17 protein-coding genes are annotated in these 18,024 nt (G+C 41.7%); 7 read left to right on the forward strand and 10 right to left on the reverse strand.

The genetic code is table 11. The annotated features are described in order from the left end of the window. Positions 1 to 15 precede the first annotated feature (15 nt). The 4 genes from nadD to leuS are packed head-to-tail and all read right to left on the reverse strand — an operon-like array spanning position 16 to position 4,843. Positions 16 to 666, reverse strand: a complete 651-nt coding sequence (nadD, locus tag ACAY00_RS03045) for a nicotinate-nucleotide adenylyltransferase (RefSeq protein ID WP_371377072.1) — start codon at positions 664 to 666, stop codon at positions 16 to 18. Between the two features lie 44 nt (positions 667 to 710). Beyond that, the gene (gene holA / locus ACAY00_RS03050) at positions 711 to 1,763 is read right to left on the reverse strand and encodes a DNA polymerase III subunit delta (RefSeq protein WP_371377075.1); all 1,053 of its coding nucleotides are present in this window, start codon (positions 1,761 to 1,763) and stop codon (positions 711 to 713) included. After that, complete coding sequence (gene lptE / locus ACAY00_RS03055) at positions 1,764 to 2,267, reverse strand: LPS assembly lipoprotein LptE (protein WP_371377078.1); 504 nt, start codon at positions 2,265 to 2,267, stop codon at positions 1,764 to 1,766. It abuts the gene before it with no gap. Further along, positions 2,267 to 4,843, reverse strand: a complete 2,577-nt coding sequence (gene leuS / locus ACAY00_RS03060) for a leucine--tRNA ligase (protein ID WP_371377080.1) — start codon at positions 4,841 to 4,843, stop codon at positions 2,267 to 2,269. The genes lptE and leuS overlap by 1 nt, the downstream gene beginning before the upstream one ends. Positions 4,844 to 5,163: 320 nt before the next feature. Between leuS and ACAY00_RS03065 the strand changes: the two genes are divergently transcribed. From ACAY00_RS03065 to ACAY00_RS03085, 5 genes are all read left to right on the forward strand, one after another. Further along, positions 5,164 to 5,676 carry a zinc ribbon-containing protein gene (locus ACAY00_RS03065; RefSeq protein ID WP_371377082.1) on the forward strand — a complete coding sequence of 171 codons (513 nt, stop codon included), beginning with the start codon at positions 5,164 to 5,166 and terminating at the stop codon, positions 5,674 to 5,676. A 170-nt stretch (positions 5,677 to 5,846) separates the two neighbouring features. Continuing rightward, positions 5,847 to 8,240: an AAA family ATPase gene (locus ACAY00_RS03070; RefSeq protein ID WP_371377085.1), complete on the forward strand. Its 2,394-nt coding sequence runs from the start codon at positions 5,847 to 5,849 to the stop codon at positions 8,238 to 8,240. An 11-nt stretch (positions 8,241 to 8,251) separates the two neighbouring features. After that, a complete protein-coding gene (locus ACAY00_RS03075; protein WP_371377088.1) occupies positions 8,252 to 8,425 on the forward strand; it encodes a hypothetical protein in 174 nt (57 codons plus the stop codon). A 236-nt stretch (positions 8,426 to 8,661) separates the two neighbouring features. Further along, complete coding sequence (locus tag ACAY00_RS03080; RefSeq protein ID WP_371377091.1) at positions 8,662 to 9,417, forward strand: DUF4097 family beta strand repeat-containing protein; 756 nt, start codon at positions 8,662 to 8,664, stop codon at positions 9,415 to 9,417. Between the two features lie 841 nt (positions 9,418 to 10,258). Then, positions 10,259 to 12,052: a DEAD/DEAH box helicase gene (locus tag ACAY00_RS03085; RefSeq protein WP_371377093.1), complete on the forward strand. Its 1,794-nt coding sequence runs from the start codon at positions 10,259 to 10,261 to the stop codon at positions 12,050 to 12,052. Between the two features lie 87 nt (positions 12,053 to 12,139). Here the strand turns inward: ACAY00_RS03085 and can are convergent, their stop codons facing one another. Next, positions 12,140 to 12,739 carry a carbonate dehydratase gene (gene can / locus ACAY00_RS03090; protein ID WP_371377096.1) on the reverse strand — a complete coding sequence of 200 codons (600 nt, stop codon included), beginning with the start codon at positions 12,737 to 12,739 and terminating at the stop codon, positions 12,140 to 12,142. Between the two features lie 14 nt (positions 12,740 to 12,753). Between can and ACAY00_RS03095 the strand changes: the two genes are divergently transcribed. Both ACAY00_RS03095 and ppiC read left to right on the forward strand, forming a co-directional pair. Then, positions 12,754 to 12,981: a hypothetical protein gene (locus tag ACAY00_RS03095; protein WP_371377099.1), complete on the forward strand. Its 228-nt coding sequence runs from the start codon at positions 12,754 to 12,756 to the stop codon at positions 12,979 to 12,981. A 40-nt stretch (positions 12,982 to 13,021) separates the two neighbouring features. After that, entirely contained in the window at positions 13,022 to 13,300 is a 279-nt protein-coding gene (gene ppiC / locus ACAY00_RS03100) for a peptidylprolyl isomerase PpiC (protein ID WP_371377102.1), read from the forward strand. 9 nt (positions 13,301 to 13,309) lie between these two features. On the opposite strand, the gene ACAY00_RS03105 is transcribed toward ppiC, so the two are convergent. From ACAY00_RS03105 to trpD, 5 genes are all read right to left on the reverse strand, one after another. Then, the gene (locus ACAY00_RS03105) at positions 13,310 to 13,477 is read right to left on the reverse strand and encodes a DUF2897 family protein (RefSeq protein ID WP_371377105.1); all 168 of its coding nucleotides are present in this window, start codon (positions 13,475 to 13,477) and stop codon (positions 13,310 to 13,312) included. Between the two features lie 78 nt (positions 13,478 to 13,555). Continuing rightward, on the reverse strand, positions 13,556 to 14,395 hold the full coding sequence (trpA, locus tag ACAY00_RS03110; RefSeq protein WP_371377108.1) for a tryptophan synthase subunit alpha: 840 nt from the start codon (positions 14,393 to 14,395) through the stop codon (positions 13,556 to 13,558). Further along, positions 14,395 to 15,603, reverse strand: coding sequence for a tryptophan synthase subunit beta (trpB, locus tag ACAY00_RS03115; protein WP_371377110.1), 1,209 nt, complete (start codon positions 15,601 to 15,603; stop codon positions 14,395 to 14,397). The genes trpA and trpB overlap by 1 nt, the downstream gene beginning before the upstream one ends. Positions 15,604 to 15,617: 14 nt before the next feature. Then, entirely contained in the window at positions 15,618 to 17,021 is a 1,404-nt protein-coding gene (trpCF, locus tag ACAY00_RS03120) for a bifunctional indole-3-glycerol-phosphate synthase TrpC/phosphoribosylanthranilate isomerase TrpF (RefSeq protein ID WP_371377113.1), read from the reverse strand. Continuing rightward, the gene (trpD, locus tag ACAY00_RS03125) at positions 17,014 to 18,021 is read right to left on the reverse strand and encodes an anthranilate phosphoribosyltransferase (protein WP_371377116.1); all 1,008 of its coding nucleotides are present in this window, start codon (positions 18,019 to 18,021) and stop codon (positions 17,014 to 17,016) included. Before trpD ends, trpCF begins: the two co-directional genes overlap by 8 nt. Positions 18,022 to 18,024: the final 3 nt, after the last annotated feature.

Consider the following 18,024-nt stretch of genomic DNA (forward strand, 5'->3'; position numbering starts at 1 on the left):
TCTACAACAGTCGAGTCATTTAGCATACAGCTTGTTGCGTTTTATATAATCAAAAACCCGTTCTGGGACGAATAAGTTGGCCTCGTTGCTTGAATATAGCTTTTGTCTAATTTCAGTCGAAGAGATATCAATTTGTGAGGTTTGAGCAAGGTATATTTTGCCATTTGGCAAGTGGAACAAATCGTCTCTATTGCGAGTAAGTCGGCCTTGATAAAAAGCAGAGCTAAGCTGGTCGCTGTTATAACCTGGGCGAGTGGTGACGACAAAATGGCACAACTCAAGTAACTTCTCAGCTTGATACCAGCGCTCTAATGTTAATAACGAGTCGGTGCCAATAAAAAACAGTAAAGTGCTATTGGGGTATTGCGCTTTGTATTCTTGTAACGTGAGCAAGGTATACGAAGGACTATTGCGTCTTAACTCTCGATCATCTAAAGCGAAGATGGGGTATTGTAAACAGACTTCTTCTACCATTTCTTTACGCTGTTCACTATTGGCCGAAGGTGTGCCTTTATGTGGAGGAATGTTGGCTGGTAATAAAAAAACCTTGTTTAAACGCAGTTGTGCAGCGACTTCTAAAATGGGTTGAATATGACCTTGATGAATGGGGTCAAAAGTGCCCCCAAAAATTCCAATAACGTCAGCGTTTGTCGGTTGCTCTGACATGATGTTCCTTACCAGATGTTATCACGATTTTTATTTAAAATTTTTTAAGCTAATTCATCAAGGGGAAATAATTGCGTTACATCACCATGGTATAGGCTCATGCACACGTCTAGCAATAATAAGTAATCGTCAAAGTCACTGCTGGTTTTGGTTAATAAATCAATTTTAGCTAAGCGTTGTTTGGCAATTTTTATATGCTCTGGCCGGATTGATTGTAATGCGTGTTGGTATAACGGTTTTTTCTTATCCCAAACCTTGTGTTCTTTGTACACATCCGCCCAGGTCATGCCTTGCGCTAATTGCTGTTGCATTTTTCCGAGTTGAGTTAATTCTTTGTGCAAGATCCAAATCACTTGGGCACTGGCATTGCCCTCATTTTTTAATTGGCTAAGCATGTCGGCAACTTGATGTAAGTGACCACCAAGAAGCGCGTCGACCAGCTGAAATGGGGTGAACTTGGCTTGTCTGATCAGTAATTTTTCCAGAGTTTGCGCACTGATCGTTTGGTTGTTGAATAATATGGTCAGTTTTTGTAGCTCTTGTGCAAGCGCCGGAGCATTGCCACTAAAAAAATCCAACAGCATGGTTTGTGCTTGTGGGCTGACTTTTAGGTTAAATTGCTGACACTGTTGATTTAACCAAATTTGCAGTGACTTACCTTCAAGTTCATATAATGGAATATAACAACCGATTTTTTCTAGGCCCTTAAACCATTTCTTTCGACTTGCGGCTGAGTCCAACTTAGGGCCATGTATGAGCAACATCACATCAAATTGCGGTTGCGAGTTAATTAAGGCAATAATATCCGCGATGATCTGGCTTGCTTGATTGTCGACTTTATTATTGACTAAATCAATTTCAATTAACCGTTGTTCGGAAAAAAGACTCAAAGATTGATACTCAGAAAAAACCTGATTCCAATCTAATTTGTCATCATTGGTAAATCGAATAAGTTCATCAAAGCCCTGCGCTTTCGCGCTGTTTTTTATTCGGTCTAAGGCGTCATTTTTCTGCCAAATCTCATCACCAAACACCAGCCAAACAGGTAACAATGGCTGGGCGAGTTGGGTGCTAAGTTTACTGTGATAAATGCGCATCTAAGGTTGAATCGTCGCCAGATTTCGTAAAATTCGATTGGCAGCTTCAGCGCGCATTTCAGTGCGAAGCAAAGTCAATTCACGTGATTTCGCCAAGGCTCGGTCTGGGTTGTCTTGATAATTGCGATGCAATTCAAATTCAAACTTTTGTTGTTCTTGGCCTTCAAATATGACTTCGTAATTGACCGTATAAGTAAGTTCATATTCTGCTACCTGACCATTTTCAAATAGCGAAAGGGTGCGTCTGTCTAAACCATCGTTTAGAATACGCAGCTCGGGAATACCAGCTGCGCTCTGTTTAACAATGTGCACATTATTAATGCTAAGATGGCGCTTAACTAAACGGGTTAATTCTCCATGTACGTCGGTTGAACTGACGTACAAGGTTGTCATGCTTTCGGGCAATAAGTAATCGCCACGCAGTTTAAACCCACAGCCAGTTAATACACTAAGAGCAATGAGTATCAACCCGTAAGACTTTAGATAAGCAACCATTTTATTCATTAATTCGCCACTATGTTCAATAACTTACCCGGTACGTAAATCACTTTACGTAGGGTTTTGCCATCGGTAAATTTAACTACATTCTCTTCCAGAAATGCAATCTTTTCAACATCTTCTTGAGATGCATTAGCGGCAACGGTGATTTTTGAACGTAATTTACCGTTTACTTGAACGATGACTAACTTTTCGTCTTCTATCAGGGCAGATTCATCAACTTGAGGCCAGTTTGCATCTTCAACTTCAGAACCATCACCAACAATGTTCCATAATTCATGACTCATGTGCGGAGTGATTGGCGCTAACATTAAGACAATGGCTTGTACCGCTTCTTTCATCACGGCGCGATCTGCATCGCTTTCAAGTTTGGCCTTGTTAAGGTTGTTCATTAATTCCATAATTGCCGCAATGGCGGTATTAAAGGTGTTACGACGACCAATATCATCGCTCACTTTAGCGATGGTTTTATGCAATTCACGACGTAGATTCTTATGTGCTGAGCTTAGCTCAACATCTGCTAAGGCTGGCGCATTACCCGATTGAGTTACGTCATAAACAAGTTTCCAAACTCGTTTTAAGAAACGATGTGCACCTTCAACACCGGAATCTGACCATTCTAAGGTTTGCTCTGGTGGTGAGGTGAACATAATAAATAAACGCACGGTATCGGCACCAAATTGCTCAATAACGTGTTGCGGGTCGATGCCGTTGTTTTTTGACTTTGACATTTTGCTCATACCCGCTGATTGAACTTCTTTACCGTCCAATTTACTGATGGCTTTGATCACTCCACCTTTGTCGTCACGCTCGACGTCTACATCGCTTGGTGAGATCCATGTTTGAGCACCATTACTTTCTTCTCTAAAGTAGGTATCGGCTAACACCATACCTTGGCATAACAAGCTCTTAAACGGTTCGTCAGAGTTTACCAAACCAACATCACGTAATAATTTGTGGAAAAAGCGTGAATACAATAAGTGCAAGATGGCGTGTTCAATGCCACCAACATATTGATCAACGGGCAACCAGTAGTTGGCTTTTTCTGGGTCTAACATGCCTGTTTTATGATCTGGAGAACAATAGCGAGCATAATACCAACTTGATTCCATAAAGGTGTCAAAGGTGTCGGTTTCATGCCATGCTGGCTGCCCTTGGTAAGTGGTTTTTGCCCACTCTGGGTCGGCTTTAATTGGCGACGTTACGCCGTCCATCACTACGTCTTCAGGTAATTCCACCGGAAGTTGATCTGCAGGGACCGGTACCGACTCACCATTTTCCAAGGTTAACATTGGAATTGGTGTACCCCAGTAACGTTGACGAGATACGCCCCAGTCACGTAAGCGGTAATTGACGGTGATCTTACCTTGATTGTTGTCAGCCAAGTGCTTAGCAATGGCTTTAAATGCTTGCTCTGAGCTTAAGCCATCAAATGGGCCTGAGTTAATCAGGGTGCCTTTTTCGGTGATTGCAGCTTGACTAATATCACCTTCACCCGTTTCAATAACTTGCTTGATGTTAAGCCCGTATTTGTTGGCAAATTCATAGTCGCGTTGATCATGACCCGGCACAGACATAACCGCACCTGAACCGTAATCCATCAATACAAAGTTGGCCGCCCACACTGGCACTTGCTCACCAGTAATTGGGTGAATCGCTTTCAGTCCGGTATCTACGCCAAGCTTTTCCATGGTCGCCATATCGGCTTCAGCAACTTTGTTGTTTTTGCACTCGTCGATAAATGTCGCTAATTCGGCGTTGTTTTTCGCCGCCGCAAGCGCTAATGGATGTTGCGCTGCTAATGCCACATAAGTCACCCCCATTAAGGTATCAGGGCGTGTAGTGTAAATATCAAAACTCTGATCTGAGTGGGCAATGTTGAAGGTCATTTCAACACCTTCAGAACGACCAATCCAGTTACGTTGCATGGTTTTAACTTGTTCTGGCCAACCTTCAAGTTGATCCAAATCGTTTAATAACTCTTCCGCGTAATCAGTGATTTTAATAAACCATTGTGGGATTTCTTTACGTTCAACTTTGGCGCCTGAGCGCCAGCCTCGACCGTCAATAACTTGTTCGTTAGCCAATACTGTTTGGTCAACAGGATCCCAGTTTACCGTCGCGTTTTTCTTATACACTAAGCCTTTTTCAAAAAGCTTGGTAAAGAACCACTGTTCCCAGCGATAGTATTCTTTTTGACAGGTTGCGAATTCTCGATTCCAGTCGTAGCCAAAACCAAGTAACTTCAACTGCTCACGCATGTAGTCAATGTTATGGTATGTCCACTTAGCCGGCGCCGTTTTGTTGTTAATGGCAGCATTTTCCGCTGGTAGACCAAAGGCATCCCAACCCATAGGTTGCATAACGTTCTTGCCTTGAAGGCGTTGGTATCGACTGATCACATCGCCTAGGGTGTAGTTACGAACGTGCCCCATGTGCAATTTGCCACTTGGGTATGGAAACATTGAAAGACAGTAGAACTTTTCTTTACCTGGGATTTCTTTCGCTTCAAAAGTTTTATTTTCGGTCCACTTTTGTTGGATTTTTTGCTCAATAGATTGAGGATTATAAATGGGTTCCATTAACGGTTTCTCAAACGTTGGTCGGGTACTGGGTGAGCAAGTCATACATTGAACATACATAGAAAGGCGTTGCGGTAAAACCGAGTATAAAACCAATCTACTAGAACCATAAACAAGACAAAAAAACCAATGTTTTTCGCCTTTGCTTAAGACTCTTATTATGCGTAAAAACTGCTGTTAAAGTATCGACAGACTAGAATTTAAAATATTGCGCAAATAATAACGTATTTACTTTAACCACGCCACCGAAGAAGAACACCAAATTGCGTCTCTTTACTATACTTTTTAAATAAATATGAGTTAATAAGTGGATATAACAAATGAATAAGCCAAATCAACAGTATCAAAATGTTTTTGATAAAATTTCTCGCTGGTTGAAAGAGGCCTCAAAAGATGAAAAGTTATCAATTATGAATTGGGTGCACCAAGCTGATGAATACATCAAAGCAGCGGAAGATATTTCGGTTAATGAATATCAATTGTCGGTGAAAGATTTTAAGCGAGATTTATTAGGTTTTTACAAGAGTTTAAAACAAGACGCTGAACAGTCACTGTATCTTAAATCGTTGCAAGAGGGGATGTGGCAGCACCTTGCTCATATGACCGATCAATCGCAAGTTGAATGGAGCGAATTGTTAGAAGACTTTAATCATGACGGGGTCTATCAAGCCGGGGAAGTCATCGGATTTGGTCAAATTATTTGTCAACAATGTCAACACCAAATTGACATTCATCATGCGACTACCATACTGCCTTGTCCGAAATGTCAGGGCAAAACCTTTACCCGCAAAGGATTCGATTTGCAAAATGACGACACTGACCCTCAGAGCTGATTATAAAAGCAACTAAGCAAATTTTATCGAGAGTATGTGGCTTGTTTAAAGCATCTGTTTTGCAATTTCCTACAGGACAGGGGTACACTGACCTTGTACTACTCAAATCGACTGCGTAAAACCGATTTGAGATTTTCCCAAGTTGATATATGAGAAGGATCGATATCAATATGAATGTTAACAACGATACGTTGAAAATTCCCGCCAATGAATTATCCGCCCACTTACCTGAGCATTTATTCTCAGAATGTGTGGTGGATGTAAAAGTTAAGCAAAAGTTTATTGGTCATGAGCGTGCAAAAGAGGCACTAAATTTTGGTTTGTCGATGCCATCTAACGGGTTTAACGTATTCGCTAAGGGCGAGCCGGGTACCGGACGTCAGACTTTAATCAGTCAAATGTTAAGTGAGTTTGCGGCCAATCAGCAAACCGCAGATGATTGGTGTTACGTTAATAACTTTGACGACCATCAATGCCCGTTAACATTGTATTTAAATCCAGGTGAAGGCAAGCAACTGCAGTCTAAAATTAATACTTTAATTGATGACTTACTTGATCTTTTTCCTGAGATTTTTGACAACCCTGGTTATCAAAGACGCAAAGCGGCGATCGACAGAGCCTTCAATCAGCGTTATGACGATGCCATTGCTACCGTTGAATCTTATGCCTTAAGTAAAGATGTGGTGGTGTATGAAGATAACGGCGAAATTAATTTTTCTCCCGTCGTTAATGGTAAGCCATTAAACGACAGCGAGTTTTCAAATCTTGATGAAAACCAAAGAGCCGAATTTTATCAATTGCTTAGCGAGCTTGAAACCTTATTAAGTGAGAGCTTGTTAGAATTGCCATTGTGGAAGCGCGAATCGAGCGTGGCACTGCGTAAGCTTAAATTTGAAACCGCCGAGCAAAGTATTCGCCCACTTTTAAAAGAGTTGGAGCGAGAATTTGCCAGTAATATAGGCATTTTAAAATACTTACATCAAGTTAAAAACTTTATTACCGACATCGTGTTGGAGGTTTTAGTTGATGATAAGCCCGATAGCCCTCGAGATGATAAAGCGTGCCGTAAAATTTTGGTTGAAAGGTTTATGCCAAACCTATTGGTCGCACGAACTCCTGGAGAAGGCGCTCCCGTGGTTTATGAACAAAACCCAACCTTTCAAAATTTATTTGGTAATATCGACTATTCCACCATTCAAGGAGCCGCTTACACTAGCTATCGCTTGATCCGCGCCGGTGCCTTGCATCGCGCAAATGGTGGTTATTTGTTATTAGATGCCGAAAAGCTGTTAATGCAACCGATGATTTGGCAGCATTTAAAGCTGGCATTAAAAACCCAAGAGTTACAAATATCGCATCCTCATTCTGAGTTAAGTCCGGGAGGCTTAACTTTGCAACCTGAAAAGATCCCGTTAAAAGTTAAGGTGATTTTATTGGGCTCCTCGGATATTTATTATACCTTGCAAGAGTATGATCAAGAATTTACCGAACTGTTTCGTGTTCTGGCTGACTTTGATCGTCATGTGGTAAATAACCAAGAAAACCTGAAAGCTTACGCCATTTTAATTCGCCAACATGCTCAAAAGCATGGTTACCCCAATGTTAATGACAAAGCCGTAAGTTTATTAATTCGTTACTCGCTACGAAAAGCAGAACATCAGCAAAAACTATCAGCCAATATTGTGCAAATAAATGATTTATTAGATGAAGCGCATTTTCTCTGGCAAAAGGACGGCAGCCTTGGTGATATAGAAGCACAGCATGTTGAAGCGGCGCTGGCGGCCAAAGATAGACGAACTGGGCGTCTTAGCGAAACTTGGTTACAAGAAATAAAAGAAAAGCAGGTGTTAATTTCAACGCAAGGTGAAGAGGTTGGTCGCGTCAATGGTTTAACCGTATTAGAAATCGGTGACAGTGTTTTTGGTACCCCAGCCAGAGTCTCGGCCACCGTATATGCTGGGGCTCAAGGAGTTACCGACATTGAACGAGAAGCTGAGCTCGGCAAATCAATTCACTCGAAAGGGGTGTTGTTGTTAATTGGTTACCTAGGTCATAAATATGGTCAAAGTTTTCCCTTATCGATTTCTGCCAACATAGCGATAGAGCAATCATATGGCCATATTGATGGCGACAGTGCGTCTATGGCCGAATTATGTGCGTTAATTTCTTCCATTACCCGATTACCGATTAAGCAGTCAATTGCAATGACCGGTTCGATAAACCAACATGGTGAAGTGCAATCGATTGGTGGGGTAAATGAAAAAATTGAGGGTTTTTACCGTCTTTGTAAAGATAAGGGCTTAACGGGGGAGCAAGGGGTTATTATCCCAAAAACCAACAAACTTAATTTGATGCTCGCTCCTGAGGTGATTAACGCGGTTGAGCAGGGAGATTTTACTATTTACGCGGTAGAAAACATCGATCAAGCGTTGGAAGTTTTATTTGACCAGCCGGCGGGTGAAATGAAGCGAGATGGCACTTATTCAAGACGCTCTATTCATGGTCAAGCTTTAGATAAGTTGTTGTATTTATCTGAAATGATTAATGGTTCAGAGGGTGATTAGAGGACGTTAATATGACCTTGTTTTGGATATTGATACTGGTATTTTTAGGGGTGATGGTGATGGTTGTTGTCGGCGAAAAATACGGAAAACCACTTGCCGTGAAAGAGCAGCAAAAATACAGCAAAGTGATTATTGTCTTGGTTTTTGTGGTGCTGATCAGTGCGTTAATAAAAGCCATGTTGTAACCGTCTGGCGGGGAGCTAATTTGCCTTCTTGAAATCAACCAAAATGCAAAATGATTAAATAAGCGAAGAGCAACGCCGGTCTGTTTTTATATTTTGACCAAAAAGTTGTGTATCGTACTAAGTAAATTTTACTTCATTACGGGGTTTTGTTTTTAATTCCTTTAATATCAATGCTTTGGTGTTTTTGGCGCGAACTTTGTATATATAGGTTTTTATACATACTTACAGGGAAATTTATGTTTAAACAAATAACTTTATGCGCTCTTTCTGGTTTTATGTTGTCTGGCTGTGTTGTGCACATTAGCGCGCAAAAAGCCGATGTTCAGCTAGAGCAACGCTTAGCTCTAGCAACAAGCGAAATTCAATCTTTAGAGATAGAACAAGGCAGTGGTGATATTCATATTGAAAGTGCCGAAGTGGATGAAATTCAAGTCACCGCAAAAGTTTATACCACCAAAGAGCGTAATTACCAATTGAGTCTAAGCAAGTCGAAAGAGCAAGCCGTACTTGTCGCTAAGCATCATTCAAGCAGTGGTTTTTGGCATGGCGATTCGCCCAGTATTGATTTATTCATTCGTCTGCCTAAAGAGTTATCACTTGCAATTGATGATGGTTCAGGTTCTATTTATATCCATAATATGGCTAACTTTGTTGAGATTGACGATGGCTCTGGCAATATTGAAATTAACAACCTTGATGCTGATTTAATTGTTGAAGATGGCTCAGGCGCCATTACCATTTCTCAGGTTAGTGGCGATTTGGATGTTACTGATGGTTCTGGTGCTATCTCTATTGTGGATGTTTTAGGTGCTGTCACGGTTAATGACGGTTCGGGTGAATTAACGATTAAGCATGTTGGTGGTCAGGTAACCATTGAAGATGGTTCAGGAGACATCGATGTCTTTGATGTTGGTGGTCTTAATATTACCAATAGCGGCTCTGGAAGGTTAAAAGTTGAAGGTGTTAAAGGAGAGTTTAATATCGACAGCTAATCCTTAAGATGCATAAAAAGGCCAACGCTCTGGCTAATTTATGCACGCTTTTGCACTCATTTTTATTGTTTACCTATTGGCTCTGCAGAATATCCTGCAGAGCTTTTTTATCGCTTTGATAACCGATAATAGGCAAGAAAAGAAGCATAGATATAAATTCATTTAGGTGAAAATATATTCGATTGCATTGATCCATTAACATTTTTCTTACGTTATAAGGGTGTTATTGTTTATTTATGATAATACTCCTCTTGCTCTGCTGTTTAAGCAGAGCATTTTTTAATGCCAAAACGCCCCCTGTGCCCCCCCTATGCCCCCATATTCGTTTGTTTTATATTCTTATTTTCTCAAAGTAACGAATATACCTTAATTGCTTTAATAACCAAATCGGGATGTTTTAGCGGTTTTAAAAAATTTTTGTAAATTTACTCCAAAATAGATAAGTTAATGATATTAAGGCTAAAAAGTGATTAAAATTACATCTTGTTTACGTAATTTTACAGACAGTTGCTTGCATTAATTTTACAAACGGGTATGATGCGCAGACTTTTTGTACGGCTTTACGATTATGCCGACAGAAATTAATGCTATATTGCATATTTCACGAACAGATATTGTGGCTTAATCTTGGATTAGCGTGATTCGTGAACGGACCAATATATATACGTGGGTTTACATCCGCCAACTGACTTGCCTAGCTAACATTCGCTTAGCTCATGATCAAAAACAGTATTTGATCGCGCCATAAGTCTTCCGGTGGTTGACTCGATATTTTTCGCAGTGTTTATACCATCGACAGATCCTTGTTGGGTATTTTTCTGCCTTATTAGAAGACAATTTTATGACTGATACAAACATCGCCATGCCTGGCTTTGAAGCTTTAGGCTTGCCTGAATTTTTATTATCTGCAGTAACTGAAATGGGTTTTACCCATCCTACGCCAATTCAGGCACAAACCATTAAACCATTATTAAATGGTCAACATGTTTTGGGTGAAGCACAAACAGGTACAGGTAAAACCGCAGCATTTGGTTTACCGGCACTTGCCTTAATTGATCCTAGCATCCGTAAACCACAAATGATGGTGCTTGCACCAACTCGTGAATTAGCGATGCAGGTTGCCGAAGCTTTGGAAGCGTTTGCTAAAAACATCCGTGGCCTGCGCGTAGCAACGCTTTACGGTGGTCAATCTTACGGACCTCAATTATCTCAATTAGAGCGTGGTGCTCAAGTTATTGTTGGTACTCCTGGTCGACTTATGGATCACTTACGTCGTAAGTCGTTAAAGTTGGATTCTTTGGCTTTCTGTGCCCTTGATGAAGCAGATGAAATGCTTAATATGGGCTTCTTAGAAGACATCGAGTGGATCTTAGATCACTTACCAGAAAGCACTCAGATGGCCTTGTTTTCAGCAACCATGCCACCTGCGATTCGCAAAGTTGCTAATCGTTTCTTGGTTGACCCTGTGCATGTGAAAATTGAAACAGAGCGCAAAGCCAAAGCCAACATCACGCAATTGGCATGGAAAGTAAGTGGTATCAATAAAAATACCGCGATTGAACGCATTGTTGAAACGTTTGACTACGATGCTTTATTGGTATTCGTTCGTACGCGTAATGACACCATTACTGTCGCAGAACAACTTGAACGATTAGGCTACCCATGTGCGGCGCTAAATGGTGATATGAACCAAGCGCAACGTGAGCGTACCGTTGAACAGTTAAAAAATGGTAAAATCTCGATTATGATCGCAACCGACGTTGTTGCTCGTGGTCTAGATATTCCTCGCATTGACTTAGTGATTAACTACGATTTACCTGGTGACACAGAATCTTATGTTCACCGTATCGGTCGTACGGGTCGTGCCGGTCGTGAAGGTACCGCGATTTCGTTTGTTCGTCCTCGTGAAATGTATAACTTACGTCACTATGAGCGTGCAACATCAGGTACTATTAATACCTTTGATTTGCCAACAGTACAAGAACTTGGTCAAATTCGTATTGAGCGTTGTCGTAAGTCTCTTATTGAGTCGGTTGAAAGCAAGCAACTAGACAAAATGCGTGAAATTTTAACGCAAATGGCTGAGCAATCAGACGTGAGTGTCGAAGATTTAGCGGCTGCTTTGTTACTTGAAAAGCAAATGAAGCAACCGTTTCAACCAAAAGAAGATCCAAAACCGCGCAGAGATCGTGAAGCCCGTGATCGCAATGACCGCGGTGAGCGTAAAGGCCGTGATCGTAATGATCGTAATGATCGTAATGATCGTGCAGATCGTGGCGATCGCAGTGAGCGTCGTAGTGAACGTCGCAAGCCAGCAGCAAATCGTCCAGATATTGACTGGCAAACTTACCGCATTGAAGTGGGTAAAGAAGATGGTGTACGTCCAGGTGACATCGTAGGGGCAATTGCCAATGAAATCGCTTTAGATAGCGCTTACATCGGTCAAATTAACCTAAACGATAACCATGCCTTAGTGCAACTTCCAAAAGGAATGCCAAAGGATGCTTATGAGCAACTACGCCGTGTACGTGTACGCAGAAAACAATTAGACATTTCGGTATTCGATGGTCAAATCGAAGTGCGTCAAAGTCGCCCGAGAAATGACCGTTCTCGCCCGGCACGTAACCGTCACTAATCACCTAGTGAAATAGGCTAAGATAAAGTGAAACAAAAATAGCGCCATTAGGCGCTATTTTTTTTATTCAAGTGTTAACCGCAGCAACTAGCTTAAGCCAGAGACACTCACATTAAGATCTTTTAAAACACCATCTTTGATGTTGTAGATAAAGCCGTGCACACTGATTTTTTGTTGGTTTTTCCAAGCGTTAATTAAAATGGTGGTTTTAGCAACATTCATTACCTGCTCCATAACATTCAATTCGCACATTCTGTCGATTTTAGCTTTGCCTTCAAGGCTTTTTACTTCGGCTTTATTCAACCGATAGACATCATTGATGTGTCGTAACCAATTATCGATCAAGCCGTGTTGTTGATTATCCATCGAGGCCGCAACGCCCCCGCAACCATAATGACCACAGACAATAATATGTTTTACCTTTAATACATCAACGGCATATTGCAACACCGACAAACAATTTAAATCGGTATGCACAACAACGTTAGCGATATTGCGGTGAACAAAGATCTCACCTGGTTGTAAGCCTAACAGTTGATTGGCTGGGACTCTGGAGTCAGAACATCCAATCCACAGATATTCTGGCGATTGCTGTTGAGATAACTGGTCAAAAAAATCAGGTGTTTGTTGCTTAATTTCTTCAGCCCATTTCTTATTATTTTCAAAAAGGTGTGTTAGGGAAGTCATATTGGTATTAGAAAATGATATGTTTTGCTATTGTCGGAAAATCTTACGCCATTGTAAAGTTTATTCCGACTGGTAAGAGCATCGCCAGCAAGTTATTACTTACTTGGCATCTTAGATTGCAAAAAGCGCAGATGATAAATCCGCTAAATGGGGTTGGTATAACCCGACGTACCACCGAAGAGAATATGGCTATATTTACCATGTCGATAATAAGGCAAAACGGTGCAAATTGTTTATGCTAGAGGTAAAATAACATTTTATAAAATGATTTTGGAGACATATATGGCAAATGCATGCGCTCGACATATTTTGGTTAAAGACAAAGCGTTGGCGGAAAAGCTAAAGAAGCAACTTGAAAAAGGGGAAGACTTTGGCAAATTAGCTAAAAAACACTCTCTTTGTCCTTCAGGTAAAAAAGGTGGCGATTTAGGTGAATTTCGTCGTGGTCAAATGGTTAAAGCGTTTGATGATGTGGTGTTTAAAAAAGAAGTACTAAAAATACATGGGCCAGTAAAAACCCAATTTGGCTTTCATTTAATTCAAACCATTTATCGTAGTTAAATTCCCTGTTTAGCGTTCGTTTTCTTCTTCTTTATCAAACGCTTCATTTCTTTTTTTGATGCGTTCGAGTTGCCCTTTGGTGAGTTTAAATTTGGTTGCACTTTTGTAGATGTAATAAAGCCCACCAACAATAAACAATACGGCAAAAGCAATAAAGGCGACGATAAACCAACTCATGTTGTTCTCCTTTAGGGCCGAAAGTTTTTCGGCCCTCTGTTTAGTGTAGCAAGTTAGGTTTTCTAAACACAACCTTGTTTAGCTGTTTTCACCTTTATTGGTTGCTGCCTTCATGGTACGAACGAATGAAGATAATTGAGCAAGCATTTTGTCTTCATCTGCAAGGTTTTGTTCGATGATCTTGACCACCGCGCTGCCACTAATGGCCCCTTTAGCGCCTCTGCTCAGAGCATCTTTAACGTGCTCTGGGGTTGAAATCCCAAAACCTAAAATCGGCTCAGGAGCTTGGTAAGTTTGGAGCGAACGTAACAAGGCATTACTTGGCATGTCGGCGACAACTTCAGTACCTGTTACCCCAGCTCTGCTAAGCACATAGGTGTAGCCTTGGGTTTTTGACGATACTTGCTCTAAAGTGTCGGCGCTGGCATTTGGCGGGGCAATAAATATTGGGGCTATATGATGTTTTAGCGCCGCATGGGTAAAAGGCGTGCTTTCACGCATGGGCACATCGGCAATTAAGATAGAATCTACCCCTGCCGCTTGCATTTGTGCATAAAATTTATCGATGCCACGGGCAAACACCAAATTAGCATAAAGCAATAAGCCAATAGGGATGTTGGCATCGTATTGACGAATTTGGCGAATTATGTCAATACAATCATCGGTATTAACCTGAGCATCTAACGCTCGCTTTGCGGCTTTTTGAATGGTTAAACCATCGGCGCTCGGATCTGAAAATGGGATCCCAAGCTCTAGAGCATCGGCACCGGCATCTATAAGAGTCTTAATGATCTTAATCGATTGCGCTTTACCTGGATCTCCTAAGGTGACAAATGGAATAAAGGCGCCTTGTTGTTTCGTTTTTAACTCGGCAAAACGACGTTGATAGCGTATAGCGGTGGTTAGTTGATTTTCCATTATCTGTTCTCCCGGTAATTTTCACCGCTTAAAATACTTTGTACATGGGCAAGGTCTTTATCGCCACGCCCAGAAAGATTAACCAAAATAATGGTTTTTTCTGTTGCTTGTTCTGCCAATTTCATCGCATAAGCTAAAGCATGCGATGATTCTAAGGCTGGGATAATGCCTTCTGATTTAGACAAGGCTTGAAACGCCGCCAAAGCTTCATCGTCGTTGATGGCAACATATTGAGCGCGGCCTGAATCCTTTAATTGCGCATGTTGTGGCCCTACCGCTGGGTAATCTAGACCTGCAGAGACCGAATAAGACTCTTCTATTTGGCCATCTTGATTTTGCATAATGTAGGTATATGCACCATGAAGCATACCTTTCGTGCCAGCAACAAGGGTTGCACCATGATGCTTGCTATCGACCCCTTTACCACCGGCTTCAACACCAATCAATTTGACCGACAAATCAGCAATAAAATCATTAAACATACCGATTGAATTTGACCCACCGCCAACACAGGCAACAACATAATCGGGTAATCTGTTTTCATCGGCTAATATTTGCTGTTTCGCTTCTTCACCAATCATTTTTTGAAATTCTCGAACCATGGTTGGAAAAGGGTGCGGGCCGGCGGCTGTACCTAACAAGTAATGAGCACTATCATAGTTTGCCGACCAATCGCGCAAGGCTTCATTTACCGCATCTTTAAGGGTACCAGAGCCAGCGGTCACAGGAATGACTTCAGCGCCCATTAAGCGCATTCTAAATACATTCGGCTCTTGGCGCTCACAATCGACTTTGCCCATATAAATGCGACACTTTAACCCTAATAAAGCACAAGCTAAAGCGGTGGCAACACCGTGTTGGCCAGCCCCCGTTTCTGCAATAATATCGGTTTTGCCCATGCGTTTGGCCAACAGCGCTTGGCCTAAAACTTGGTTGGTTTTATGGGCCCCGCCGTGCAATAGGTCTTCACGCTTTAAGTAAATTTTAGCCAATGGATTGTTGACTAAATTTCGACACAGGGTGAGTGGGGTTGGACGACCGGCATAGCGGTTTAGCAGTTGCTCGAATTCGTTTTTAAATTCTTCATCGCTTTGAGATTGAACAAAAGCGGCTTCCAGCTGTTCTAGCGCAGGGACCAGTAATTCGCTGACGAACATGCCACCGAAATCGCCAAAATAGGGATTTAACGTTGAAGTTGATTGAGTCATAAGTTCAGTCTCTCTTAATACTGTCTTAACAGGCCGAAAGCCTGAGAAATTTTATCATCATCTTTTTGCCCTGGGGCTGACTCCAAGCCGGAGTTCAAATCCAAACCAAAAAGGTCAAAATCGTTCATTGCTCGTATCGCATTAGCTAAATTGTCTGGACTAAGCCCACCGGCTAAAAAGCAGGTTGATAAATCGCTATTGGTTTGATTAAGTAATTGCCAATCAAATGTTTTTCCACTACCACCTTGCTTGTTGTCTAATAAATAAAAATCGGCATTGGCATCGGCATCAGGGAGTGTTATCGCGTTATTGACACTGACGGCTTTAATGATTTTAAGCTCTGGGGTGTTAGCAAGTGCGATTTTTAATTGCTCGATGTATAACCCATCTTCGTTACCGTGTAATTGCACAGCATATAAATTTAATTTTGTCACCGCATCAACAATAAGCTCGATCGGTTGGTTAACAAAGACCCCAACATAACGAATGGCCTGCTGAGTGTTATCTGCCACGTGTTTTTGTAATTCAATAGCTTGCTCAATATTAAGCTGTCGTGGTGATTGCTGAGCAAATATTAAACCTGCATAAACCCCTCCTTGTTCAATGACTTGGATAACATCTTTAGCTCGGGTAAGTCCGCAAACTTTGTGCTGACCATAAATCAGTTTGCGACAGGCAAAATCGATGTCCTGTTCGGCCATGATTGAGCTACCAACTAAAAATCCATCCACAGCCGGTGCAATTTCTCTGACTTGTTTGTTGGTATAAAGACCGGATTCTGACAGTACTAACCTGTCTTCTGGGATCATAGGTGCAAGTTCAAAGGTACGGCTTATATCGGTTGTTAGATCACGTAAGTTACGGTTATTAATACCAATTAATCGAGCATTTAAAGCAATAGCACGCTCAGTTTCTGGCTTATTAGATACTTCGGTTAAAATCGCCATATTGTAATATTCAGCGACCTTAGCCAAGGCTTTATATTGCTCATCATCTAACACGCTAAGCATCAGTAATATGGCATCCGCACCATAGTATCGACCTAAATGGATTTGATACTCATCAATGAAAAAATCTTTATTTAGTACTGGGCAGTCAACGCTGTCAGCGACCTGTTTTAAGTACTGATGATGACCTTGAAAATATTTTTCGTCAGTGAGCACTGAAATCGCGCTGGCGTAGCCTTGATAAATTTTACTGATCGCGACCGGATCAAAGTGCTGGCGAATTAAACCTTTTGAGGGCGACGCTTTTTTACACTCCAAAATAAAGCTTGCTTGAGGCTTTGACAAGGCCTGATACATGTCTTTTGTTGTCGGTTTCATCTGGTCAATAAAACTTGCCAGCGGCATTTCTTGTTTTAACCGTTCAATTTCGGTTAACTTGTCTGAAACTATCTTTTGTAAAATATTAACCATGACTGATCTGCGCCATTTTTTGAATCGTTTGTGCAGCAAGACCAGAGGCTAAAACCTGTTTCACTTGCTCACTTGCGTTTAAGTAAGAAGTGGCCTTTTCGGCCAAATAAAGTAGGGCGGCAGCATTTAAGATCACCGCATCACGGTGCGCCTGCTGCCCTTTACCCGTTAAGATAGCGCGAGTAAATTCGGCATTTTGTTCAGGTGTACCACCTTCTATGTCTTTTATCGGGTGCCTTTTTAAGCCAAAATCTTCGGGATTGATCTTGAGCGGTTTAATTTTGCCATCTTGTATTTCTAGCACGGTAGAATCACCATGAATGGCCAATTCGTCTAGACCACTACCATGTACGACCCAGGCTCGCTCTACGCCAGTGAGCACCAGTGCTTTGGCCATCGGTTCTAATAAAGCCTCACTGTAGACACCAAGTAGCATCACTTTTGGTGAGGCCGGATTTACAAGAGGTCCCAAGATATTGAATATGGTTCGCACCCCCATGGCTTGACGAACTGGGCCGGCGTGTTTAAAGCCAGTGTGGTATTTAGGGGCAAATAAAAAACATAAATTGGTTTGGTCAATACACTTCGCCGCAACTTCCGGCGTCATATTGAGATTAACCTCAAACGCTTCCAACAAATCCGCTGAACCTGATTTACTGGAAACACTGCGGTTACCATGTTTGGCGACTTTAAGACCACAACACGCAGCAACAATAGCCGCCGTAGTTGAAATATTAATGGTGTTAGCGCCATCTCCGCCAGTTCCTACGCAGTCGACTAAAGGGTAGGGCATGCGCGGAAAAGCGGTCGCAGCTTGTCTAATAGCAACTGCGGCTCCGGCTATTTCGTCAGGGCTTTCGCCTTTCATTTTTAATGCTGTAAGCACCGCCGCTAAGCGTTCTGGCGCAACGTTACCGTTAACCACATCAGCAAAAAACTCTTGGGCTTGCGGCATCGATAAATCGTGTTGGTCTATAAGTTGCTGTAATAGATTGTTCATCTT

The organism is Thalassotalea sp. 273M-4 (genome assembly GCF_041410465.1).
GTDB classification, from domain to species: domain Bacteria; phylum Pseudomonadota; class Gammaproteobacteria; order Enterobacterales; family Alteromonadaceae; genus Thalassotalea_A; species Thalassotalea_A aquiviva.

What these genes read in the sequence shown, in the direction of transcription:
- nadD (WP_371377072.1), bottom strand. Translation starts at nt 666, where the DNA reads ATGTCAGAGCAACCGACAAACGCTGACGTTATTGGAATTTTTGGGGGC.
- holA (WP_371377075.1), bottom strand. Translation starts at nt 1,763, where the DNA reads ATGCGCATTTATCACAGTAAACTTAGCACCCAACTCGCCCAGCCATTG.
- lptE (WP_371377078.1), bottom strand. Translation starts at nt 2,267, where the DNA reads ATGAATAAAATGGTTGCTTATCTAAAGTCTTACGGGTTGATACTCATT.
- leuS (WP_371377080.1), bottom strand. Translation starts at nt 4,843, where the DNA reads ATGGAACCCATTTATAATCCTCAATCTATTGAGCAAAAAATCCAACAA.
- ACAY00_RS03065 (WP_371377082.1), top strand. Translation starts at nt 5,164, where the DNA reads ATGAATAAGCCAAATCAACAGTATCAAAATGTTTTTGATAAAATTTCT.
- ACAY00_RS03070 (WP_371377085.1), top strand. Translation starts at nt 5,847, where the DNA reads ATGAATGTTAACAACGATACGTTGAAAATTCCCGCCAATGAATTATCC.
- ACAY00_RS03075 (WP_371377088.1), top strand. Translation starts at nt 8,252, where the DNA reads ATGACCTTGTTTTGGATATTGATACTGGTATTTTTAGGGGTGATGGTG.
- ACAY00_RS03080 (WP_371377091.1), top strand. Translation starts at nt 8,662, where the DNA reads ATGTTTAAACAAATAACTTTATGCGCTCTTTCTGGTTTTATGTTGTCT.
- ACAY00_RS03085 (WP_371377093.1), top strand. Translation starts at nt 10,259, where the DNA reads ATGACTGATACAAACATCGCCATGCCTGGCTTTGAAGCTTTAGGCTTG.
- can (WP_371377096.1), bottom strand. Translation starts at nt 12,739, where the DNA reads ATGACTTCCCTAACACACCTTTTTGAAAATAATAAGAAATGGGCTGAA.
- ACAY00_RS03095 (WP_371377099.1), top strand. Translation starts at nt 12,754, where the DNA reads ATGATATGTTTTGCTATTGTCGGAAAATCTTACGCCATTGTAAAGTTT.
- ppiC (WP_371377102.1), top strand. Translation starts at nt 13,022, where the DNA reads ATGGCAAATGCATGCGCTCGACATATTTTGGTTAAAGACAAAGCGTTG.
- ACAY00_RS03105 (WP_371377105.1), bottom strand. Translation starts at nt 13,477, where the DNA reads ATGAGTTGGTTTATCGTCGCCTTTATTGCTTTTGCCGTATTGTTTATT.
- trpA (WP_371377108.1), bottom strand. Translation starts at nt 14,395, where the DNA reads ATGGAAAATCAACTAACCACCGCTATACGCTATCAACGTCGTTTTGCC.
- trpB (WP_371377110.1), bottom strand. Translation starts at nt 15,603, where the DNA reads ATGACTCAATCAACTTCAACGTTAAATCCCTATTTTGGCGATTTCGGT.
- trpCF (WP_371377113.1), bottom strand. Translation starts at nt 17,021, where the DNA reads ATGGTTAATATTTTACAAAAGATAGTTTCAGACAAGTTAACCGAAATT.
- trpD (WP_371377116.1), bottom strand. Translation starts at nt 18,021, where the DNA reads ATGAACAATCTATTACAGCAACTTATAGACCAACACGATTTATCGATG.